Here is a 21,944-nt window from a genome sequence, read left to right on the forward strand (position 1 = left end):
GTTGCTCCTAGAAGAGATACGGATGTGGCACCGCCTCCCCGGCCATGAACGGGGAGGCGGTCGTCACGTTACTGCTCAGGACAGGTCAGGTCGGGCTACGCCCGCAGGTCACGCCGTGCGGCGATCTTCGACGACAGGCTGTAGATGTCGATGAAGCCCTTGGCCGCGGCCTGGTCGAAGGTGTCGCCGGTGTCGTAGGTGGCGAGGTTGAAGTCGTAGAGGGAGGCGTCGGAACGGCGCCCGGTGACGACCGCCCGGCCGCCGTGCAGGGTCATCCGGATGTCTCCGGTGACGTGCTGGTTCGCCTCGTTGACGAAGCCGTCCAGGGCGCGCTTGAGCGGGGAGAACCACTGGCCGTCGTAGACGAGTTCGCCCCAGCGCTGCTCCACCTGCCGCTTGTAGCGGGCGAGTTCGCGCTCGACGGTGACGTTCTCCAGCTCCTGGTGGGCCGTGATGAGGGCGATCGCGCCGGGGGCCTCGTACACCTCGCGGGACTTGATGCCCACCAGGCGGTCCTCGACCATGTCGATCCGGCCGACGCCCTGGGCGCCGGCGCGCTCGTTGAGTTCCTGGATCGCCTGGAGGACGGTGACGGGGCGGCCGTCGAGCGCGACCGGGGCGCCTTCCTCGAAGGTGATGATCACCTCGTCGGCCTCGCGCGGGGTGGCCGGGTTGTGCGTGTACTCGTAGATGTCCTCGATCGGGCCGTTCCAGATGTCTTCGAGGAAACCGGTCTCGACGGCGCGGCCGAAGACGTTCTGGTCGATGGAGTACGGGGACTTCTTGGTGGTGGCGATCGGGAGGTTCTTCGCCTCGCAGAAGGCGATGGCCTTGTCGCGGGTCATCGCGTAGTCGCGGACCGGGGCGACGCACTTCAGGTCGGGGGCGAGGGCGACGATGCCGGCCTCGAAGCGGACCTGGTCGTTGCCCTTGCCGGTGCAGCCGTGGGCGACCGTCGTGGCGCCGTGCTTGCGGGCGGCGGCGACCAGGTGCTTGACGATGGCCGGCCGGGAGAGGGCGGAGACCAGCGGGTAGCGGTCCATGTAGAGGGCGTTCGCCTTGATCGCGGGGAGGCAGTACTCCTCGGCGAACTCGTCCCTGGCGTCGGCGACCTCGGCCTCGACCGCGCCGCAGGCAAGGGCGCGCTTGCGGATGGCGTCCAGGTCCTCGCCGCCCTGGCCGACGTCCACCGCGACGGCGATGACCTCGGCGTCCGCCTCCTCGGCGATCCAGCCGATGGCGACGGAGGTGTCGAGGCCGCCCGAGTAGGCGAGCACGACGCGCTCGGTCATGGGTCCCTCCTCCCGTACATCCGCTTACTATGCATGAGTATGCAGAGCAATGCATGATTCGTCAATCCGGCCGGGTTCGGCGGATCGATGTGAAAAAGGTTTGAACAAACGAAACCGCTTACTCGTACCCATGCCTGAACGCTGGCGCCGCGTTTGTAAACCCACCTCTGACCCAAGTGAGGCATCCGCATGTCCAGGGCTCTTCCGAAGTACAACAAGCGTCGTGTCGTGTTCATCGGCGGCGCCGCCGCCGTGGCGCTGTCCGGTGCGGTCATCGCCGGTTCGGCCCTCGCCGGGACGCCGGACAAGAGCAGCGACACCAGCAATGCCCGCACCCTCGCGGCCTCGCCCGGCACGATCACCTGCCCGGACGTGGCCTCCCAGCTGCCGGCGATCCCCGCGACCGCGAAGGCCGAGGTCGACAGAAACCTCACGCTCCTGCAGACGCAGATCCAGGAGGCCAACAAGCGGCTGGTCGACACCGTGGGCCAGGGTGGGCCGAACTTCGTGAACAACGCGATCCTCGGTCCCCTCAAGGACAAGCGCGTCGCGACCATCAACCGGATCGCGACCGCGATCGGCCGGACGGCCGCCAAGCCGACGGGCCTGGACTCGCTGGCTCCGTGCGCCCTGAACGCGAGCGGGACGAACACGAACACCGGCGGCGGAACCGCGACCGGCGCGGCCTCCGCCTCGGCCACGCCGAGCACGGCGGCGACCCAGCAGCAGTCGACGGGCAGCACCGGCACCGCGGGCAGCAGCGCGGTGGGCACGATCACCTGCCCGGACGTCGCCTCCCAGCTGCCGGCGATCCCCGCCTCCGCGCAGGCCGAGGTCACCCGCAACCTCACCCTGCTCCAGACTCAGATCACCGAGGCCAACAACCGGCTCCAGAGCACGGTCGGCCAGGGCGGCCCGAACTTTGTGCAGAACGCGATCCTCGGCCCGCTGGCGGACAAGCGGAAGTCGACGATCGACCGGATCGCCATCGCGATCGGCCGGACCTCGACCAAGCCGACCGGCCTCGACTCCCTGGCCGCCTGCACGCTCACCAAGTGACGTGACAGGCAGCTGTGGCCGCCCCGTGTACAGCGCCGGCCGGGGCGGCCACAGTGGGGCCCGGACGGGGCGGACCTGTCCCGGCTCGTCCCGTCCCGGCCCGTCCGTATCGCGGAATTCCTTAGACGTGTGAAGTAATCGCGCGGACAATTCCGAGGTATGGGAAAGACCTATGAGCGCATCGACGGCAGACTCCGCACGTTCATCGAGGAACAGCCCCTCTTCTTCACCGCCACCGCCCCGCTGGCGGGCGACGGCACGGTCAACCTCTCCCCCAAGGGACTGCGGGGCTCCTTCGTCGTGATCGACGAACTCACCCTGGCCTACCTGGACTTCGCCGGCTCCAACGCGGAGACCATCGCCCATCTGCGGGAGAACGGCCGGATCACCCTGATGTGGTGCGCCTTCCAGGGCCCGCCGAACATCGTGCGGGTGCACGGCCGCGGCGAGGCGGTCTTCCGCGACGACCCCCGCTTCCCGGAACTCCTCGCCCGCTTCCCGGACATCGACCCCACCCGGCACGGCCTGCGCGCGATCATCGTGGTGCACGCCGAACTCGTCCGGGACAGCTGCGGTTACGCCGTCCCCCACATGGCGTACGAGGCCGACCGCGAGCTGCACGGGAAGCGGTTCGCCCGTGAGGACGACGCGTCGCTGAGCGCGTACTTCGAGCGCAAGGAGCACATCGCGGTGAGCCTGGATGGCCTACCCGGGCTGCCGTTGCCGCTGCCTCCCTCTACCGTCTGAGCCATGCGCCCAGGCTTCGTCGTCTCCCTCGTGTCCGCGTCCCTGCTGCTGCTCGGCGCGGCACCGGGGGACGGGGACGCCTCGCCGCTGCCCGCCCGGATGGCCGACACGGGTGGCGGCAGCCAGCTGATCACCGCGGAGGCGTCCGCGCTCGACTCGACGTCGGGGACGCTGACGTGGTGGGAGCGGCGGGACGGGGAGTGGGCGAAGGCGGGGTCCGCCGACGCGCGGTTCGGGGCGAAGGGTCTGGTCGAGGGGGCCGCGCGGCAGCAGGGTACGAACACGACCCCCACGGGGTTGTACGACCTTCCGTTCGGGTTCGGCATCCAGGCGGCGCCGGCGGGGACGACCGTCGAGTACCGGCCGGTGACGGCGGATTCGTGGTGGTGCCAGGACAACGACTCGGCCTCCTACAACCGTTGGGTGGAGCCGCTGCCGTCCGACTGCCGTGCCGCGGAGGCGGAGAAGCTGTCGTCGTACGGGACGCAGTACGCGTACGCGCTGGTGATCGGGTTCAACTACGACAAGCCGGTGCGGGGGCGGGGGGCCGGGATCTTCCTGCACGTCAACGGGGCGGGGGCCACGGCGGGATGTGTGTCGGTGCCGGAGGACGCGATGCGGCGGATCCTGCAGTGGGCGGATCCCGGGAAGGCGCCGCACATGGCCATCGGGACGGCGGGCGGGGATACGGCGCTCACCCGGTATTGAGAGGGGCGCGTCAGCCGGCGGGGAAGTAGTGGCCGTCGGCCAGATCCGCGAGCAGGGTGGGCTGGGCGGGTTCCCAGCCGAGGATCCGGCGGGTGATGAGGCTGGACGCCGGGAGGTCCAGCGTGACCACGGCCGTGAGGAACCCGAAGTATCCCGGGAGCATCAGTTCGTCCGCGGGAACGCTGACGGCGGGGAGGCCCAGACGGCTGCCGACGGCCTCGGCGATCTCGCGGAACGGGATGCCGCCGTCCTGCACCGCGTGCCAGCACCTGCCGGCCGGACCCTTCTCCAGCGCCAGGCGGAACGCCGAGGCGGCGTCACGGACGTGTACCGCGCCCCACAGGTTCGCGCCGTCCGCGGGGCAGCCGGCGAAGCCCGCCGCGGCGCACCTTCGCACCGAGCGCGGACACCGCCGCCGCGGCTCTGTCCGACCGGGCCGGGCCGGTGACCTCGTGCCCGGCCGCGATGAGTTCGGGTAGTTCCTGGCCCGTTCGGCGACCGTGTTCTCCTCACATCCGGAAGTCAGTCATGTGCCCGTCCCGGATCTGGCGCCCGAACAGGTCTGCCTCGCCGTGACGGAATCGCGCACCTCGCCCTTGGCCGACGCCTTCCTCGCCGCGGCTCAGGCAACGGCCGACATCACCGCGGAATGCGGAAACCACGAAATGTGGCAGCGCGGAGGCGACGCCGTCGCACAGCGCGGTTGAGCAGTCCGACCGGCAGGAGCGGCACTGCCCGCCCCTAGGTGTCTCCGCCGGTCGGAAGTCCGACCGTGAACGTCGTCGCTCCTGGGCGGCTCTCCAGAGTGACCGTCCCGCCGTGTGCCTCCACCACCGCCGCCACGATCGACAGCCCGAGGCCCGCTCCGCCGCCGGGGGCGTCCGCGCGACGGCGGTGTTCGGCTCGGGTGAAGCGTTCGAAGACGCCCGGCTGGATGTCTGCGGGGATGCCGGGGCCGTCGTCGTGGACCCGTACGATCGCGGAGCCGTCCTCCGCCTCCAGCAGCACCGTCACCTTCGTGCCCGCCGGTGTGTGCAGGCGGGCGTTGGCCAGGAGGTTGGCGAGGACCTGTTGGAGGCGGTGGGTGTCGCCGGTGACGGTGACCGGGTCCTCGGGGAGGTCGAGGGTCCAGCGGTGGTCGGGGCCGGCGGCGCGCGCGTCGGTGACCGCGTCGAGGATCAGGTGGGTGAGGTCGACCTGCTGGGCCTCCAGGGGGCGGCCGGCGTCCAGGCGGGCCAGCAGCAGGAGGTCGTCGACCATCTCGCCCATCCGGGAGGACTCGGCGGCGATGCGGTCCAGGGCCCGGGTGACCTCGGGGGGTACCGGGCCGGGGTGGAGGAGGGCCAGTTCCGCGTGGCCGCGGACCGAGGCGACCGGGGTGCGCAGCTCGTGGCTGGCGTCGGCCGCGAAGCTGCGCAGGCGTTCCTCGCTGGCGTGGCGCTTGGTGAGCGCGTCCTCGACATGGCCCAGCATGCGGTTGAAGGCGGTGGCCACCTGGCCGACCTCGCTGCGGGGGTCCGTGTCGGGGGCGCGCGGCGGCAGGGCCACCTCGCCGCTGGCGAGCGGGAGTTCACTGACCCGGGTGGCGGTGGCGGCGACGCGGCTGAGGGGGCGCAGGGACCAGCGGACCCAGAGGGCGCCGGCCACCCCGGCGACGGCCAGGGCGAGGCCGAAGACCGCGGCGGCGACCAGTTCCAGGCGGTGCACGGTGGCCCGTACCGGCTCCAGGGGCAGACCGGTGATCAGGACGTCGCCGTCGATGCCGGTCCAGGCCACGAGCCGGTAGTCGCCGATCGACCGCAGGCGGACCGAGTGCCCCTTGCCGTCCACCGGCAGCCCGGCCAGGACCGTGCGGTCGTCTGCGGTGAGGCCGACGGTCAGGTCGGGATCGTCGTCGGCCGGGATCAGGGCCGCGTTGGTGATCCGGCCGTTCAGGAGGCGCGCGCCGAAGGTGCCGGAGGCCTGGCGGCGGGTGTCGCCGTGCTCGTCGCCGTCCCGGTCGCTGGGCTTGTACCTGCCGTGTTCGAGGGACTGCGGAAAGCTCGGGCCGCTCTGCTGGAGCTGCTGGTCCAGGCGGCCGGTGAGGAAGCCGTTCAGCTCGACCACCGCCGCGACGCCCACGGCCGCGCAGCTCACCGCCAGCAGCACGACCAGGCCCGCGGTGAGGCGGGCGCGGAGGGTCCGGGGCATGCGGAGGATGCGGGGGCGGGGCAGGTGCCGTAGCCGCGGCCTGAGTCGTCGTAGGGGATTCACCTGGTCACCGGCTTGAGGACGTAACCCGCGCCGCGCACGGTGTGGATCATGGGCTCGCGGCCGGCGTCCACCTTCTTGCGCAGGTAGGAGATGTACAGCTCGACGACGTGGGCGCGGCCCCCGAAGTCGTACGACCAGACGCGGTCGAGGATCTGGGCCTTGCTGAGGACGCGGCGCGGGTTGCGCATCAGGAAGCGGAGGAGTTCGAACTCGGTCGGGGAGAGTTCGATCAGTTCGCCGGCCCGGGTGACCTCGCGGGCCTCCTCGTCCATGGTGAGGTCGCCGACCGTGAGCCGGGGGCCGTCCTCCTGCTGGCGGGCCATGCCGGCCCGGCGCAGCAGGCCGCGCAGCCGGGCGACGACCTCCTCCAGGCTGAAGGGCTTGGTGACGTAGTCGTCGCCGCCCGCGGTGATGCCGGCGATCCGGTCCTCGACGGCGTCCCTGGCGGTGAGGAAGAGCACACAGACGTCCGGCTTGACCTGGTGCAGGGAGCGGAGCACGGCGAAGCCGTCGGTGTCGGGAAGCATCACGTCGAGGACGACGGCGTCCGGCAGCAGCTCGCGTGCCGTGGTGAGCGCGGTGGCGCCGTCGCCGGCCGCGCGGACCTGCCAGCCCTCGTAGCGCAGGGCGCCGGTGAGCACCTCCGCGAGGTCGGGGTCGTCGTCGACGACGAGGACGCGGAGCGGGGTGCCGTCGGGTCGGGTGAGGGCCGGGCGGCCGGAGCGGGTCGTGTTCATCGCGTCTACCAGCATCGCTCGTCCGGGTGAAGAGGGGTGATTCCCGGTCCTCTGAGTTTGCTCTGAGTCGGCTGAGCCGGCGGCCACTGAGAGGTCGCTCAGAAGTTCGGGCTGCACAGTGGCGGCACCGGACGGAGAAAGGACGCGACTCATGACGACCGTGGACGAACGGCGTACGGCCCCCGCCGTGCCGGCCGTGCCCACGCGCCGCTCCCCCGCGGGTGCCGTGCTCGCCGTGGTGTGGGCCGGAGCGGCGGCCGTGCTCCTGCTGTGGTGGTCGGACACCGGCTCGGTCGTCGGCGCGGCGGGCTGGCTGACCGGGGCCGGGCGGATCGCGGGGCTGCTGTGCGGGTACTCCTGCGCGGTGCTGGTCGGTCTGATGGCCCGGGTGCCGCTCCTTGAGGTCCGGGTCGGCTCCGACCGGGTCGCGCGGTGGCACGCGATGGCCGGGCGGTACACCGTCTGTCTGCTGGTCGCGCACATCGTGCTGATCCTCTCCGGGTACGCGGCCCAGGACCACGCCTCGCTGGTCCACGAGGCGGTCGACGTCGTCCTGCACTACCCGGAGATGCTCAAGGCCACCGCCGGCACGCTGATCCTCTTCGCGGTGGGCGTCACCTCGGTACGCGCGGTGCGCCGTCGTACCGGCTACGAGTTCTGGTACTACGTCCACCTCCTCACCTACGCGGCCGTCTTCCTCGCCTTCGGCCACCAGCTGGCGCTCGGCAACGACCTCAACGGCAAGCCGGTCGCCACCGCGTTCTGGTACGCGCTGTACCTGGGGGTCGCGGCCCTCGTGCTGTGGTTCCGGGTGCTGGCTCCGGTACGGCTCAACCTCCGGCACCGGCTGCGGGTGGACTCCGTGCGGCAGGAGGCGCCGGGCGTGTACTCGGTCGTGGTGCGCGGGCGGCGGATCGGCGAACTGGACGCGCGGGCCGGGCAGTTCTTCCGCTGGCGGTTCTTCGGCGGCGACGGGATGGGCTGGACGTCGACGCCGTACTCCCTGTCGGCGCCGCCGCGCGGCGATCTGCTGCGGATCACGGTCAAGGCGCTCGGTGACCACAGCGCGGCCGTGTCGCTGCTGCGGCCCGGCACCCGGGTCTGGGCGGAGGGCCCCTACGGCTCGCTCACCGCCGGCAGGGCCACCAGCCACCGCTCGCTGCTGATCGCGGCCGGTGTCGGGGTCACCCCGCTGCGGGCCCTCTTCGAGACCCTGCCCGGCGAGGTCACGCTGCTCTACCGGGCCCGTACCGCCGAGGACCTGGCGCTCGGCGGCGAGCTGGAGGCGATAGCGCGCTGGCGCGGGGCCCGGGTGCTGTACGCCCTCAACGGGCCGCGCGGCGAGCGCCCCGACCTCTCGGCGAACGCGCTGCGGGCGACCTTCCCCGGTCTCGCCGGGCACGACGTGTACATCTGCGGCCCGCACGGCTTCGCCCAGGAGCTGTACGGCGCGCTGCGGGCCGCCGGGGTGCCGGACCGCCGCATCCACCACGAGTCGTTCGAGCTGTGAGGGCCCCGCTGTGCACGCACTGAACAAGAACCGTCCGCTGCGCCGCGTCCTGCTGGCGAGTGCCACGACCGTCTCCGGGATCGTGCTGCTGCTGGCACTGAAGCCGCACACCGGCCCGACCGTGGTCACGGACTCGGTGGCCCCGGCGCCGTCCAGCAGCGCGAGCGCCGCACCGGAGGCGTCCAGCGGCACCGGTGGCAGTACCAAGAGCTCTGGTGGCAGCACCAAGAGCACCGGTGGCAGCACCAAGAGCGCCGGGAGCAAGACCGTCACCGGGGACACCGTGCAGACCCGCTGGGGTCCGGTGCAGGTGCGGATCACCGTCAAGAACGGCAAGATCACCGACGTCACGGCGCTCCAGTACCCGTCGGACAACCCCCGGGACCAGGAGATCAACAGCTACGCCCTGCCGCAGCTGCGCAGCGAGGCCCTCTCCGCGCAGAGCGCGAGCATCGACACCGTCTCCGGGGCGACTTACACCAGCCAGGGTTACCAGCAGTCACTCCAGTCGGCACTGGACTCCGCGGGTCTCTGAACACTCAGGCTGTGCGGCACGTATCTGTGGGCCAAGGGTCAAGTCCCCACGGAGGAACCGTGACCACCACACTCGCAGGCGGACGTGCCGCCCGCCGCCAGACGATGCGCCGCATCCGCCCGCGCCGCTCCCCGGCCGTCCCGCTGCTGCTCGCCGTATGGGCGGGCGCGGCGGCCGTGCTCTGGCTGTGGTGGCACAACACCCCGTCCATCGCCGACCAGAACGGCAAGATCCTCAACGCGGGCCGTATCACCGGCCTGTTGGCCGGCTATCTGATGGCACTCGTCGTGCTGCAGATGGCCCGGGTGCCCGCGCTGGAGCGGCGGGTCGGCTCCGACCGCGTCGCCCGCTGGCACGCGATGAGCGGCCGCTACACCCTCTGCCTGGTCTTCGCGCACGTGTTCCTCATCATGTGGGGCTACGCGCTGCAGGCCGGCAAGACGCTGAACGACATCGTCCAGCAGACCATCGACTCCGTGAACCAGCTGCCCGACATGGGCAAGGCGGCCATCGGCACCGGCCTGTTCGTGGTCATCGGCCTGTCCTCGATCGGCGCCGTCCGGCGCAGGCTGCCGTACGACACCTGGTACCACGTGCACCTGCTGACGTACGCGGCGGTGTTCCTGACGTTCTGGCACCAGATCACCACCGGCAACGACTTCGCGCTCACCCCGATCGCCAAGACCTTCTGGTACGGGCTGTACGGCGTCGTCACCGCTCTCGTGGTCTGGTACCGGATCCTCACCCCGATCAGGCTCAACCTGCGGCACCGGATGCGGGTCGAGGCGGTCATCGAGGAGACGCCCGGCATCGTGTCGGTGCTGATCGGCGGGCGCAAGCTGCACCGGATGGGCGCGGAGGCCGGCCAGTTCTTCCGCTGGCGGTTCCTGGCTCCCGGGATGCGGTTCAGCTCGCACCCGTACTCCCTGTCGGCGGCACCCCGCCCCGACATGTTGCGGATCACCGTCAAGGCGATCGGCGACCACAGCGCGCGGCTGCGCGAACTACGGCCCGGAACCAAGGTGTGGGCCGAAGGGCCGTACGGGGCGATGACCGCGTCCCGGCGCAGCCGCGGCAAGGTCCTGCTGGTGGCGGGCGGCGTCGGGATCACGCCCATGCGGGCGCTGTTCGAGACGCTGCCCGGCGCCGCGGGCGATCTGACCCTGCTCTACCGGGCCAACACCACGCAGGACCTGGCCCTCTGGGACGAGCTCGCGAAGATCGCCAACGAGCGCGGGGCGCGGCTGATGTACGCGGTCAACAGCCCGGAGGGCGAGCGTCCCGACATCTCCGCGGAGAACCTCCAGCGGAAGATCCCGGACATCGACAACCACGACGTCTTCATGTGCGGCCCGCCCGGGTTCGCTCAGGGAGTGTACGAAGCGCTGCGCGGCGCGGGGGTTCCCGCCCGCCGCATCCATCACGAGTCGTTCGAGATGTGAGCGACGGGAATTCAGGGAATCCAGGGGAATCGGGAGTTCTGGAACGATGAGGAAGAGTCACCCCCTCAGGCGTGTGGTGCTGGCCACCGCGGGAACCGTGTCCGCCGTCGTGCTGCTGCTGTCGCTGAAGCCGTCGTCGGACCCCACGTCCGCGTCGGCGGCGGGCGCGGCCCCGTCGGCCGCGGCGGCCGGTCAGGAGTCGCCACAGGGCGGCACCGGGGCCGCCGGGGCCACCACGGTCACCGGCGACGCGACCCAGACGCAGTACGGGGTCGTGCAGGTCCGGCTGACCGTGGCCAACGGCAAGATCACCCAGGCCGAGGCGATCCAGGCGCCCAAGGGCGGCACCAGCGACCAGAAGACCGCGCTGTCGGTACCCCAGCTCAACAAGGAGACGGTGGCGGCGCAGAGCGCCAACATCGACTCCGTCTCCGGGGCGACCTACACCAGCACCGGCTACAAGCAGTCGTTGCAGTCGGCGCTGGACAAGATGAAGGAGGCGGCCGCCTCCTCGCCGTCCGGTTCCTCGTCCTCCTCGGGCTCCTCCGGCTCTTCCTCCGGGTCCGCGCAGGCGCAGGCCAAGGTGGTGACCGGGCAGGTCGCGCAGACCCAGTACGGGCCGGTCCAGGTCCGGATCACGGTCTCCGGCGGGAAGATCACCAAGGCCGAGGCCGTGCAGGCGCCCAGTGGCGGCACCAGCGACCAGAAGACCGCGCTGTCCGTCCCGAAGCTCAACCAGGAGGCGGTGGCGGCCGGCAACGCCGACATCGACTCCGTCTCCGGAGCCACCTACACCAGCACCGGCTACAAGCAGTCCCTGCAGTCGGCGCTGGACCAGGCCGGTGGTTGAGGCCGTGGCGGAGTCCGCGGAAGCTCCCGCCGCGGTACGTCATGCGGAAGAGGTCATGGGGACTGTCTTCTCCTTTGACGTCCGCGGCGGGGATCCGGACGCGGTACGGGCGGTCCTCGACGAGGCGGTCGCCGGTCTGCACCGGGTCGACGAGGTGTTCAGCACCTACCGCGAGGACAGCCAGGTCTCCCGGCTGGCGCGGGAGGAGATCGACGTCGACGCCTGCGATCCCGAGGTGGCCGAGGTGCTGGAGCTGGCCGCCGAGGCGGAGCGGGTGAGCGACGGCTGGTTCAGCACGCGCTACCGGGGCCGGCTCGACCCCACCGGGATCGTGAAGGGCTGGTCCGCCGAGCGGGCCGCCCGCTCGCTCTCCCTGCTGCCCGGGGTGACCGGCGTCAGCGTCAACGGCGGCGGCGACGTCCAGATGTACGGCGCGCCCGAGCCGACCCGCGCCTGGCGGGTCGGCATCGCCGATCCGCTGCGGCCGGGCGGACTGGCCGCGGTCATCTCGGCGGCGGGCGTGGCGGAACTGGCGGTGGCCACGTCGGGCACGGCCGAGCGCGGCGCCCACATCGTCGACCCCCGGACGGGGAAGTCCGCGGTCACCGATCTGGTGGCCGTGACGGTGGTGGGCCCACGCCTCACATGGGTGGACTGCTGGGCCACGGCGGCCTTCGCCATGGGGTCGCGCGAGGGGCTGTCCTGGCTGGAGTCGCTGCCTGGGGTGGAGGGGTTGCTGATCACTGCGGGGGACGAGGTGCGGTGCACCGGGGGCTTGGCCGCGCGTCTGGGCTGACGTGCCCCTTCAGGGGCGCGGGGAACTGCGCGACCAGTCCCCACCGGCCTGCGGCCGAAACGAAACGCGAAGTTTTTCCGATTCGTCCCGCAGAACGCCATCCCGATTCCCCCCTCGGCCGTATCCCCTGTGAAGCAAGTTTCAGGAGGAACGACATGGCCATCTTCAGCAACCTCATGCCGGCCGACCACCGTCATGACCACGGCGACCACCACGGCCACGGCCACGACGACCACCACGGTCACCGTCACGACCACGACGACCACCGTCATGACCACGGCAACCACGGCGACCACGACGGCCACGGCCACGACCACTACTGACCGCATCGGAAGGCCGAGCGGGCCGACCCCCGGGGGAGCCGGCCCGCTCCGTGCCGACGCCGTGGTGGCGGCCGCTCCCCCCGTGTCGCCGCGCGAGGTGTTCCGCCGGTTCTGGCCGTACACCCGCGGCGGCCGCCGCTGGCTCGTACCGCTCGTCCTGCTGAGCCTGACCTCGCCCGCCGTCGACGCCGCCGAGCTCTGGCTCTTCAAGATCGTCGTCGACGACGTCCTCGTCACCCGGGATCTGCGGCCCTTCGCATGGATCGCGCCCGCCTGTCTGGGCCTCGTCGTCTGCTCCGGCGCACTCCGTTACGCCGACGACGTGACCTCCACCTGGGTCGGCGAACACTTCCTGCTCGCGCTGCGCTCCGACGTGTTCCGGCATGTCCAGGGGCTCTCGCTCGGCTTCTTCGAGCGGCGGCGGCTCGGGGACGTGCTGTCCCGGGTCACGGGCGATGTCGACGCGGTGGAGGCCTTCCTGCTGTCCGGGGTCGCCGACGCCCTCTACTACCTGATCCGCCTCGGTGTCTTCCTCGGCCTGCTGTTCTCCCTGAGCTGGGACCTGACCCTGCTCTCCCTTCTCGTCGTGCCGTTGTTCTGGGGCTCCGCCCGGCACTTCTCGCGGCTGGTCAAGGACGCCTCGCGGGAGCGCAGGCGGCGCAGCGGTTCGCTGAGCGCGATCGCCGAGGAGTCCCTCGGCAATGTGGCGCTGGTGCAGGCGTACAACCGGCAGGGCTGGGAGGCGCGCCGGTTCGAACAGGAGAACCTCGGCAGGTTCCGGGCGGCGATGGCCTCGGCGCGGATCCGGGCCGTGTACGGACCCGTCGTGGAGTTCGTCGAGACGGCCGGCGGTCTCGCGGTGCTGGGTCTGGGCACCTGGAAGCTGGCCCAGGGCCAGCTGAGCCTCGGCGGTCTGCTGGTGTTCCTCGCGCTGATCGGCAAGCTGTACAGCCCGGTGCACGGTCTGTCCGGGCTCGGCACCACCTTCTACGCGGCCTCCGCCTCGGCGGAACGGATCATCGAACTGCTCGACCAGCGGCCCCAGGTGACCGAGGCGGCGGGCGCCCGGCGGATCCGGCGGGCGCGCGGTGCCGTCGCGTTCGACGGGGTGTGGTTCCGCTATCCCGGTACGGCGGCCTGGGCACTGTCGGACGTGTCCTTCCGGGTGGCGCCCGGGGAGACGCTGGCGCTGGTCGGGGCGAGCGGGGCGGGCAAGTCCACGGTGGCCAAGCTCCAGTTGCGGTTCTACGACCCCGACCGGGGCTCGGTCCGCCTGGACGGCACCGATCTGCGCGAGCTGGCCCTCGCCGACGTGCGGGAGAGCGTCGCGGTGGTGCTCCAGGAGACGCTCGTCTTCCACGGCACCGTGCGGGAGAACATCGCCTACGGGCGGCCGGCGGCCACGGAGGCGGAGATCGTCGCGGCGGCGCGTGCCGCGGACGCGCACGAGTTCGTCGAGCGGCTCCCGGAGGGCTACGACACGCTGGTCGGCCAGCGCGGCCGGACGCTCTCCGGCGGACAGTGCCAGCGGCTGGCGATCGCGCGGGCGATGATCCGGGACGCGCCGGTGCTCCTGCTGGACGAGCCGACCACCGGGCTCGACGTCCGCTCGGGGCGGCGGATCATGGATCCGCTGCGCCGGCTGATGGCCGGGCGGACGACCGTCGTCATCTCCCACAACCTGCTGACCGTCCGCGACGCCACCCGGATCGTGGTGCTCGACCACGGCCGGGTCGTCGAGGACGGCGCGCACGCGGACCTGCTCGGGCACGAGGGGCCGTACGCCCGGCTGCACCGGCTGAACGCGGGCGCGGTGCCGTCCTGAGCGACGCCGCTCCCCCGCCGCCCGGGGCGGCTCACCCTTCCGGGGTCACCACCTTGCCCTGCTGCAGCCGGGCGGTGGCGAGGACCGTGCCGTCGGCGGTGGTCAGACGGGCGCCGCTGTAGCGGGTGAGGTCGACGGGGACCGCGACGCCCCAGTTGCCGCGTCCGTCGCGCAGCGGGAAGTCGCCGACGCGGGTGGTGGTGCCGTCGGCGCGTGCCAGGAGGCAGGTGGCCCTGCCGTTGTAGGGGGTGGCGGTGAGGGCGACGGACATGAAGATCCAGGCGGGGCTGCCGGGGTGGGCGTAGACCTCGCCGACGGGCTGTCCGCCCCCGGCCGGGATCATGTCCCCGACCAAGACGGGCTCGGACTCGCCGGCGGGCGACGAGGCGGTGACGGCGCCCTCCACGGCGGTGCCGATCGCCCAGCCGGCGAAGCCGACCGCGACGGCGAGGGCGGTGGCGAGGGCGGCGAGCCGCAGCCGGGCCCGCCGGGCGGGGCCGCGCCAGCCGCGCGGGGCGGTGCGGGCCGGCCGCTGTCCCTCGGCCCCGGCCGCCTGCCGGGCCAGGCTGCGCGCCACCCGGGTCTCGAAGCCGGGCGGGGGTTCGGCGTCCGGCAGCAGGCCGATCAACCGGTCGCCGATCCCGGTCAGTTGCCGGACGTACTCCCGGCAGTCCGCGCATCCGTCCAGGTGGGCGACGGCCTCGGCCCGCTCGCGGCCGGGCAGGACGCCCAGCGCCAGCTCGGCGCCGACCTCCCGCAGCTTCTCGCAGTGCGCGTCACTGGACATGGTCGCCCCGCTTCGGAGACGTGAGTGCGGTGCGGAGCTTCGCCATCGCCGCTCGGATCCGGGTCTTCGCGGTGCCCAGCGGGATCTGCTCCGCCTCGGCGATCTGCTGGGCCGTCATGCCGTAGATGCCCGCCATCATCAGGGCCCTGGCCTGCTCCCTGGGCAGCCGCGCGAGGGCGGTCCGGAGCTGGGAGGAGGCCTCCTCGGCCAGCGCCCACCGCTCGGGGGTCTCGGTGACGGCGTCGAGCAGCGGGTCGAGGTCCTCGGGTGCCATCGGTTCCGTCCGCCGGGCGCGGACGGCGTCGACGGCGAGGTTGTGCGCGATGGTGGTCAGCCAGGTGGCGACCGAGCCGCGGCGCGAGTCGTAGATCTGGGCGTGCCGCCAGGCGCGTTCGAAGGTCTGCTGGGCGATGTCCTCGGCGAGCTGCTGGTCGCCGGTGACGGCCATGGCGACGCCGAAGACCCGGTGCTGGAATCTCCGTACGAAGATCTCGGCGAGCTCCGGGTCTCCGGTGGCCAGCCCGGACAGCAGCGCCTCGTCCGGGAGGCGGCCGACGGGGAACCGGAAACCCGACACACCTCTGTATACGTTCGACGGCCGCCAGGGGATTGCCCGCCCGCCGGGGAGCGCCCGCCCGCCTTCCCGCCCGCCGCGGAAGATCACATACCCATTCTCCGTCGGCGGGCCGGGCCCCGCACGCGGGTCAGTGGCCGTTCTGGGCCAGGCGCAGCAGATGGTCCGCGAGGGCCTGCCCGCCGGTCGGGTCCCTGCTGATGAGCAGCAGGGTGTCGTCCCCGGCGATGGTGCCCAGGATGTCGTGCAGCTCCGCCTGGTCGATCGCCGAGGCCAGGAACTGGGCGGCGCCGGGCGGGGTGCGCAGCACGACCAGGTTCGCCGACGCCTCCGCCGAGATCAGGAGTTCCTGGGAGAGGCGGCGCATCCGCTCCTCCTTGGCCGACTCCCCCAGCGGTGCGCGGGGCGTGCGGAAGCCGCCCTCGCTCGGGACCGCGTAGATGAGCTCGCCGTCGGTGTTGCGGATCTTCACCGCGTTCAGCTCGTCGAGGTCCCGGGAGAGCGTGGCCTGGGTGACCGTGAGCCCGTCGTCGGCCAGCAGCTTGGCGAGCTGGCTCTGCGAGCGCACCGGCTGCCGGTTGAGGATGTCCACGATCCGGCGGTGCCGGGCGGTCCGGGTCTGCGGCACCGCCGCCCCCGTCCCGCCGGACTGGTCGAACTCCTGCGCCTGGCTCATCGTCGTCTCATTCTCCGGATCGTCCGTCCCCGCTCGCTGCGTCGAGGATGCCGGGCAGGGCACTGAGCAGCGCGTCCGTCTCGGCGTCGCGGAGGTTCAGCGGGGGCATCAGCCGTACGACGTCGGGAGCGGGCGCGTTGACCAGGAACCCGGCCTCCTGAGCCGCCTGCTGCACCTGTGCGGCCAGGGGCTCGGTGAGCACGATACCCAGGAGGAGGCCCGCACCCCGGACATAATCGATCAACCCGTGGCCGAGACCCTCGATTCCGTCCCGCAACCGCTCGCTCTGCCGCTTGACGTTCTCCAGCAACCCCTCGTTCTCGATGGTGTCGAGGACGGCGAGGCCGGCGGCGCAGGCGACCGGGTTGCCGCCGAAGGTGGTGCCGTGGTGGCCGGGCTGGAGCAGTTCGGCGGCCCGGCCGAAGGCCACGGTCGCGCCGAGCGGCAGCCCGCCGCCGAGCTGCTTGGCGAGGGTGACGACGTCGGGCAGCACGCCCTCGTGGGCCTGGTAGGCGAACCAGGTGCCGGTGCGGCCGGTGCCGGTCTGCACCTCGTCGAGGACGAGCAGCGCGCCGGTGGCGGCGGTGATCGCGCGGGCCGCCTTGAGGTAGCCGGGCGGGGGTACGACCACGCCGTTCTCGCCCTGGACGGGCTCGATGATCACCAGGGCGGTGTCCTCGGTGACCGCGGCGGCCAGGGCCTGCGCGTCGCCGTAGGGGACGTGGGTGACGTCGGCGGGGAGCGGGCGGAACGGGTCCTGCTTGGCGGGCTGGCCGGTGAGTGCGAGGGCGCCCATGGTCCGGCCGTGGAAGCCGCCGTCGGTGGCGACCATGTGGGTCCGTCCGGTCAGCCGGCCGATCTTGAAGGCGGCCTCGTTGGCCTCGGCGCCGGAGTTGCAGAAGAAGACCCTGCCCTCCCGGCCGAAGAGCTGGATCAGCCGTTCGGCGAGGGCGACGGTGGGCTCGGCCATGAAGAAGTTGGAGATGTGGCCGAGGGAGGCGATCTGGCTGCTCACCGCCTCGACGATCGCCGGGTGGGCGTGGCCGAGCGCGTTGGTGGCGATGCCGCCGACGAAGTCGAGGTACTCCCGGCCGTCGGTGTCCCAGACCTTGGCGCCCTCGCCGCGGGCCAGGGGCAGGCGCGGGGTGCCGTAGTTGTTCATGAGCGCGCCCTGCCAGCGCGTGGTCAGTTCCTGATTGCTCATGAGTCCCCCTCCGCGTCCGGCACGACCATCGTGCCGATGCCTTCGTCCGTGAAGATCTCCAGCAGGATCGAGTGCTGGACCCGGCCGTCGATGACCCGGGCGGTCTGCACGCCGTTGCGCACGGCGTGCAGGCAGCCCTCCATCTTCGGCACCATGCCGGCGCTCAACTCCGGCAGCAGCTTCTCCAGTTGGGAAGCGGTGAGGCGGCTGATCACCTCGTCGGAGTTCGGCCAGTCCTCGTAGAGGCCCTCGACGTCGGTGAGGACCATGAGGGTTTCGGCGCCCAGAGCAGCAGCGAGTGCCGCAGCCGCCGTATCAGCATTGACGTTGTAGACATGTCCGTCGTCCTGACTGCGGGCGATGGAGGAGACGACCGGGATCCGGCCGTCGGCGAGCAGGGCCTCGATCGCGCCCGTGTCGATCGCGGTGATCTCGCCGACCCGCCCGATGTCGATCAACTCGCCGTCGATCCTGGGCTGGTGCTTGGTGGCGGTGATGGTGTGGGCGTCCTCGCCGGTCAGTCCGACGGCGAGCGGCCCGTGCTGGTTGAGCAGGTTGACCAGCTCGCGCTGGACCTGCCCGGCGAGCACCATCCGTACGACGTCCATGGCGTCCTCGGTGGTGACCCTGAGGCCGGCCTTGAACTCGCTGACGATGCCGTGCCTGTCGAGGGCGGCGCTGATCTGCGGGCCGCCGCCGTGCACGACGACCGGCTTGAGGCCGGCGTGGTGCAGGAAGACGACGTCCTTGGCGAAGGCGGCCTTCAGGTCCTCGTCGATCATGGCGTTGCCGCCGAACTTGATCACGACGGTCCTGCCGTTGTGCCGGACCAGCCAGGGCAGCGCCTCGATGAGGGTCTGGGCCTTCGGGAGCGCGGTGTGCTTACGCGTGGTGCTCATGACGAGTACGCGCTGTTCTCGTGGACGTAGTCGGCGGTCAGGTCGTTGGTCCAGATGGTGGCGGTCTCGGCGCCCGCGGCGAGGTCGGCGACGATGTGCACCTCGCGGTAGCGCATGTCGACCTTCTCGCGGTCCTCGCCGACGCCGCCGTTCTTGCAGACCCAGACGCCGTTGATGGCGACGTTGAGCCGGTCGGGGTCGAAGGCGGCCCTGGTGGTGCCGATCGCGGAGAGGACGCGGCCCCAGTTGGGGTCCTCGCCGTGGATGGCGCACTTGAGGAGGTTGTTGCGGGCGATGGAGCGGCCCACCTCGACGGCGTCGTCCTCGGAGGCGGCGTTGACCACCTCGACCTTGATGTCCTTGCTGGCGCCCTCGGCGTCCCGGATCAGCTGCTGGCCGAGGTCGTCGCAGACGGTGCGGACGGCCTCGGCGAACTCCGCGTACTGCGGGGTGACGTCGGCCGAACCGGAGGCGAGCAGCAGCACGGTGTCGTTGGTGGACATGCAGCCGTCGGAGTCGACGCGGTCGAAGGTGGTGCGGGTCGCGGCCCGCAGCGCCTGGTCCAGGTCCTCGCTCCCGACGACCGCGTCCGTGGTGAGCACGACCAGCATGGTGGCGAGGCCGGGGGCGAGCATGCCCGCGCCCTTGGCCATGCCGCCGACGGTCCAGCCGTCCTTCGTCACGACGGACGTCTTGTGCACGGTGTCGGTGGTCTTGATGGCGATGGCGGCCTTCTCGCCGCCGTGCTCGGACAGCTGCCCGGCGGCGGTCTCCACACCCGGCAGCAGCTTGTCCATGGGCAGCAGCACGCCGATCAGACCGGTCGAGCAGACCGCGACCTCGATGGCGCCGCGCCCGAGCACCTCGGCGACCTTCTCGGCGGTCGCGTGGGTGTCCTGGAAGCCCTTGGGACCGGTACAGGCGTTGGCGCCGCCGGAGTTGAGGACGACGGCCGAGACCTGGCCGCTCTTGAGGACCTGCTCGGACCAGAGCACCGGCGCGGCCTTCACACGGTTGGAGGTGAAGACGCCCGCGGCGGCACGGCGGGGCCCGGTGTTGACCACGAGGGCCAGGTCCGGGTTGCCGCTCTCCTTGATCCCGGCGGCGATACCCGCCGCCGTGAATCCCTTCGCTGCCGTCACGCTCACGGCGCAACTCCGATCGTGGTCAGCCCGGTGGTCTCGGCGAGACCCAGGGCGAGGTTCATGCTCTGGACGGCACCGCCGGCGGTGCCCTTGGTCAGGTTGTCGATGGCGCTGATCGCGATGATGCGGCCGACGGCCTCGTCGTACGCGACCTGCACCTGAACGGCGTTGGAACCGTGGACGGACGCCGTCGCGGGCCACTGCCCCTCGGGGAGCAGGTGGACGAAGGGCTCGTCGGCGTAGGCCTTCTCGTAGACGGCGCGGACGGACTCGGCGGTCACGCCGTCCTTCGCCGCGGCGCTGCAGGTGGCGAGGATGCCCCGGGGCATCGGCGCGAGGGTCGGCGTGAAGGAGACCGCGACCCGCTCCCCCGCCGCCGCGCTCAGGTTCTGGATCATCTCCGGGGTGTGCCGGTGGCCGCCGCCGACGCCGTACGGGGTCATGGAGCCCATGACCTCGCTGCCCAGCAGGTGCGGCTTGGGCGCCTTGCCCGCGCCGGAGGTGCCGGAGGCGGCGACGATCAGCGCCTCGGGCTCGGCGATCTGGGCGGCGTAGGCCGGGTACAGGGCGAGGGAGACGGCGGTGGGGTAGCAACCGGGTACCGCGATGCGCTTGGACCCCTCCAGCGCGGCGCGGGCACCCGGCAGTTCGGGAAGGCCGTAGGGCCAGGTGCCGGCGTGCGGGGAGCCGTAGAAGCGCTCCCAGTCGGCCGGGTCCTGGAGGCGGAAGTCGGCGCCCATGTCGACGACGAGGACGTCCGGGCCGAGCTGCTCGGCGACGGCGGCGGACTGGCCGTGGGGCAGCGCGAGGAAGACGACGTCGTGCCCGGCGAGGGCCTCGGGGGTCGTCTCCGCGAGCACGCGGTCGGCCAGCGGCAGCAGGTGCGGCTGGAGCGCGCCGAGGCGCTGGCCCGCGTTGGAGTTGCCGGTCAGGGTGCCGATCTCGACCTCGGGGTGCGCGAGGAGCAGCCGCAGGACCTCTCCGCCCGCGTATCCGCTCGCTCCGGCCACCGCCGCACGTACCGCCATGTCCATCCTCCTCCTGATGGCATGACTATACGGTTCCCTGCACTTTTATGCAACGCATTCCCCCGCCGCGTACGCGGCCGCGGCCGGCGGCACCCCGATCATGCCCAGGAGACGGCGCCGGAGAACGTCCCCGCGTCGCGGCTAGGCCGCCTCCACCTTCGGCAGCATGACCCACCGGGACACCACGAAGGTGACGGGGATCGCCGCGGCCGACGCCATCAGCGGCGCGAAGCGGCTGTTCGCGTGCAGCATGTCGACGATCACATATACGCCCACCGTGGTGATCACGAAATTCGTCGCGTTGGTCAGCGGGAAGAGCAGGAATTTCCGCCAGGTGGGACGCGTACGGTAAGTGAACCTCGCATTGAGAAAGAACGAGCCGATCATGCTCAGGAAAAACGCGAGAACATGCGCGGCCAGGTACGGCAAATACCTGAGAAATAGCAGGTAAAGGCCGTAGTACGTCGCCGTGTTGACGACGCCCACCACCGCGAACGTGATGATCTGCCCCGATATCGGGCGGGTGGGTCCGGTGGCGGTCGACAGGGCGTTCGGCATCAGGGGATGAGGTCCTTCGTCGTGCCGCGGGTGCGGTCTTCCGTTCGGTCCACGTTCGTCGCCTTCACCAGGAAGTGCGGGCGCCCCTTGACCTCGTAGTAGATCCGGCCGGTGTACTCGCCGATGACCCCGAGCATGATCATCTGGACACCGGCCAGGGCGGTGACGGCTGTAATGATGGTGACATAGCCGGGCGTCTGGACACCGTGGATCATCGTGGCGCCCACGATCCACGCCGTGTACGCGCCGGCGAGGGCCAGCAGGGTCATGCCGAGGTAGAGCGCGGCGCGCAGCGGGCGGTTGTTGAAGGAGAGCAGCCCGTCCAGGCCGTAGTTGAGCAGGCTGCGGAAGGACCAGGAGCTGCTGCCGTGCTCGCGCACCGCGTTCTCGTACTCGAAGGTGGTGCTGGGGAAGCCGACCCAGGCGAACAGGCCCTTGGAGAACCGGTTGTACTCGGTGAGGTTCACGACCGCGTCCACCACACGGCGGGACATCAGCCGGAAGTCACCCACGCCGTCGACGAGTTCGACGTCGACCATCCGGTTGATGAGCCGGTAGTAGAGCCGGGCCGTGAGGGTGCGGGTGAAGCGGTCGCCCTGCCGGGTGCGCTTGGCGATGACCTGGTCGTAGCCCTCGCCGCGCAGTTCGACCATGCGCTTGATGAGGGCCGGCGGGTGCTGCAGGTCGGCGTCCATCACGATCACGGCGTCGCCGGTGGCGTGCTTCAGGCCGGCGAGCAGCGCCGACTCCTTGCCGAAGTTGCGGCTGAAGGAGACGTACCGGACCCGGGAGTCGCGGTCCGCGAGCTGGCTGAGGAGAGGCAGCGTCCGGTCGCGGCTGCCGTCGTCCACGTACACGAACTCCATGTCGTGGCCGAGCGGCAGAAGCTCGTTGGCGATCTTCTGGACCTGCTCGTGGAAGCGCTCGATGACGTCTTCCTCGTTGTAACAGGGCGCGACGATCGATATCAGCATGGGTTGTTCTCCCCCTGGGGAC

23 protein-coding genes are annotated in these 21,944 nt (G+C 71.5%); 10 read left to right on the plus strand and 13 right to left on the minus strand.

Features of this window, described 5'->3' with window-relative positions; translation table 11 throughout:
• Positions 1–95 precede the first annotated feature (95 nt).
• Positions 96–1,292 carry an argininosuccinate synthase gene (locus ACIPSJ_RS37990; RefSeq protein WP_359222671.1) on the minus strand — a complete coding sequence of 399 codons (1,197 nt, stop codon included), beginning with the start codon at positions 1,290–1,292 and terminating at the stop codon, positions 96–98.
• Positions 1,293–1,481: 189 nt separating this feature from the next.
• Here ACIPSJ_RS37990 and ACIPSJ_RS37995 point away from each other — a divergent pair, with 189 nt between their 5' ends.
• From ACIPSJ_RS37995 to ACIPSJ_RS38005, 3 genes are all read left to right on the plus strand, one after another.
• A complete protein-coding gene (locus ACIPSJ_RS37995) occupies positions 1,482–2,351 on the plus strand; it encodes a hypothetical protein (RefSeq protein WP_359222670.1) in 870 nt (289 codons plus the stop codon).
• A 159-nt stretch (positions 2,352–2,510) separates the two neighbouring features.
• Positions 2,511–3,098, plus strand: a complete 588-nt coding sequence (locus ACIPSJ_RS38000; protein WP_355710993.1) for a pyridoxamine 5'-phosphate oxidase family protein — start codon at positions 2,511–2,513, stop codon at positions 3,096–3,098.
• 3 nt (positions 3,099–3,101) lie between these two features.
• The gene (locus ACIPSJ_RS38005) at positions 3,102–3,806 is read left to right on the plus strand and encodes a L,D-transpeptidase (RefSeq protein ID WP_401352753.1); all 705 of its coding nucleotides are present in this window, start codon (positions 3,102–3,104) and stop codon (positions 3,804–3,806) included.
• Positions 3,807–3,816: 10 nt separating this feature from the next.
• Here ACIPSJ_RS38005 and ACIPSJ_RS38010 read toward each other — a convergent pair whose 3' ends face one another.
• From ACIPSJ_RS38010 to ACIPSJ_RS38020, 3 genes are all read right to left on the minus strand, one after another.
• The gene (locus tag ACIPSJ_RS38010; RefSeq protein WP_401352755.1) at positions 3,817–4,203 is read right to left on the minus strand and encodes a hypothetical protein; all 387 of its coding nucleotides are present in this window, start codon (positions 4,201–4,203) and stop codon (positions 3,817–3,819) included.
• Positions 4,204–4,547: 344 nt separating this feature from the next.
• A complete protein-coding gene (locus ACIPSJ_RS38015; protein ID WP_401352757.1) occupies positions 4,548–5,996 on the minus strand; it encodes a sensor histidine kinase in 1,449 nt (482 codons plus the stop codon).
• 59 nt (positions 5,997–6,055) lie between these two features.
• A complete protein-coding gene (locus ACIPSJ_RS38020) occupies positions 6,056–6,796 on the minus strand; it encodes a response regulator transcription factor (RefSeq protein WP_359222658.1) in 741 nt (246 codons plus the stop codon).
• A 151-nt stretch (positions 6,797–6,947) separates the two neighbouring features.
• On the opposite strand from ACIPSJ_RS38020, the gene ACIPSJ_RS38025 reads away from it, so the two are divergent.
• The 7 genes from ACIPSJ_RS38025 (at position 6,948) to ACIPSJ_RS38055 (ending at position 14,077) form a co-directional block, all read left to right on the plus strand.
• Positions 6,948–8,306, plus strand: coding sequence for a ferric reductase-like transmembrane domain-containing protein (locus ACIPSJ_RS38025; protein WP_401352759.1), 1,359 nt, complete (start codon positions 6,948–6,950; stop codon positions 8,304–8,306).
• Between the two features lie 10 nt (positions 8,307–8,316).
• A complete protein-coding gene (locus ACIPSJ_RS38030) occupies positions 8,317–8,841 on the plus strand; it encodes an FMN-binding protein (RefSeq protein WP_401352761.1) in 525 nt (174 codons plus the stop codon).
• A 59-nt stretch (positions 8,842–8,900) separates the two neighbouring features.
• Entirely contained in the window at positions 8,901–10,283 is a 1,383-nt protein-coding gene (locus tag ACIPSJ_RS38035) for a ferredoxin reductase family protein (protein ID WP_359222655.1), read from the plus strand.
• Positions 10,284–10,329: 46 nt separating this feature from the next.
• Positions 10,330–11,133 carry an FMN-binding protein gene (locus ACIPSJ_RS38040; protein ID WP_359222654.1) on the plus strand — a complete coding sequence of 268 codons (804 nt, stop codon included), beginning with the start codon at positions 10,330–10,332 and terminating at the stop codon, positions 11,131–11,133.
• Between the two features lie 55 nt (positions 11,134–11,188).
• Entirely contained in the window at positions 11,189–11,929 is a 741-nt protein-coding gene (locus tag ACIPSJ_RS38045; protein WP_401352764.1) for an FAD:protein FMN transferase, read from the plus strand.
• Positions 11,930–12,084: 155 nt separating this feature from the next.
• Complete coding sequence (locus ACIPSJ_RS38050) at positions 12,085–12,252, plus strand: hypothetical protein (protein WP_401352766.1); 168 nt, start codon at positions 12,085–12,087, stop codon at positions 12,250–12,252.
• Positions 12,200–14,077, plus strand: coding sequence for an ABC transporter ATP-binding protein (locus tag ACIPSJ_RS38055; protein ID WP_401352768.1), 1,878 nt, complete (start codon positions 12,200–12,202; stop codon positions 14,075–14,077). The genes ACIPSJ_RS38050 and ACIPSJ_RS38055 overlap by 53 nt, the downstream gene beginning before the upstream one ends.
• Before the next feature lie 31 nt (positions 14,078–14,108).
• Here the strand turns inward: ACIPSJ_RS38055 and ACIPSJ_RS38060 are convergent, their stop codons facing one another.
• The 9 genes from ACIPSJ_RS38060 to ACIPSJ_RS38100 form a co-directional block, all read right to left on the minus strand.
• A complete protein-coding gene (locus tag ACIPSJ_RS38060) occupies positions 14,109–14,864 on the minus strand; it encodes a zf-HC2 domain-containing protein (RefSeq protein ID WP_401352770.1) in 756 nt (251 codons plus the stop codon).
• The gene (locus ACIPSJ_RS38065) at positions 14,854–15,441 is read right to left on the minus strand and encodes a sigma-70 family RNA polymerase sigma factor (RefSeq protein WP_355710981.1); all 588 of its coding nucleotides are present in this window, start codon (positions 15,439–15,441) and stop codon (positions 14,854–14,856) included. The genes ACIPSJ_RS38060 and ACIPSJ_RS38065 overlap by 11 nt, the downstream gene beginning before the upstream one ends.
• A gap of 127 nt (positions 15,442–15,568) precedes the next feature.
• The gene (locus ACIPSJ_RS38070) at positions 15,569–16,114 is read right to left on the minus strand and encodes an arginine repressor (protein WP_359214559.1); all 546 of its coding nucleotides are present in this window, start codon (positions 16,112–16,114) and stop codon (positions 15,569–15,571) included.
• A gap of 7 nt (positions 16,115–16,121) precedes the next feature.
• The gene (locus tag ACIPSJ_RS38075) at positions 16,122–17,318 is read right to left on the minus strand and encodes an acetylornithine transaminase (protein ID WP_359214556.1); all 1,197 of its coding nucleotides are present in this window, start codon (positions 17,316–17,318) and stop codon (positions 16,122–16,124) included.
• Positions 17,315–18,217, minus strand: coding sequence for an acetylglutamate kinase (gene argB / locus ACIPSJ_RS38080; protein ID WP_359214553.1), 903 nt, complete (start codon positions 18,215–18,217; stop codon positions 17,315–17,317). The genes ACIPSJ_RS38075 and argB overlap by 4 nt, the downstream gene beginning before the upstream one ends.
• Complete coding sequence (argJ, locus tag ACIPSJ_RS38085) at positions 18,214–19,365, minus strand: bifunctional glutamate N-acetyltransferase/amino-acid acetyltransferase ArgJ (protein ID WP_401352773.1); 1,152 nt, start codon at positions 19,363–19,365, stop codon at positions 18,214–18,216. Before argJ ends, argB begins: the two co-directional genes overlap by 4 nt.
• On the minus strand, positions 19,362–20,390 hold the full coding sequence (argC, locus tag ACIPSJ_RS38090) for an N-acetyl-gamma-glutamyl-phosphate reductase (protein ID WP_401352775.1): 1,029 nt from the start codon (positions 20,388–20,390) through the stop codon (positions 19,362–19,364). The genes argJ and argC overlap by 4 nt, the downstream gene beginning before the upstream one ends.
• Before the next feature lie 141 nt (positions 20,391–20,531).
• On the minus strand, positions 20,532–20,948 hold the full coding sequence (locus tag ACIPSJ_RS38095) for a GtrA family protein (protein ID WP_355710975.1): 417 nt from the start codon (positions 20,946–20,948) through the stop codon (positions 20,532–20,534).
• Positions 20,948–21,922, minus strand: a complete 975-nt coding sequence (locus ACIPSJ_RS38100) for a glycosyltransferase family 2 protein (RefSeq protein ID WP_355710974.1) — start codon at positions 21,920–21,922, stop codon at positions 20,948–20,950. The genes ACIPSJ_RS38095 and ACIPSJ_RS38100 overlap by 1 nt, the downstream gene beginning before the upstream one ends.
• Between the last annotated feature and the right edge of the window lie 22 nt (positions 21,923–21,944).

The sequence above is a fragment of the Streptomyces sp. NPDC090088 genome (assembly GCF_044747345.1).
In the GTDB taxonomy this organism is placed as follows: Bacteria; Actinomycetota; Actinomycetes; order Streptomycetales; family Streptomycetaceae; genus Streptomyces.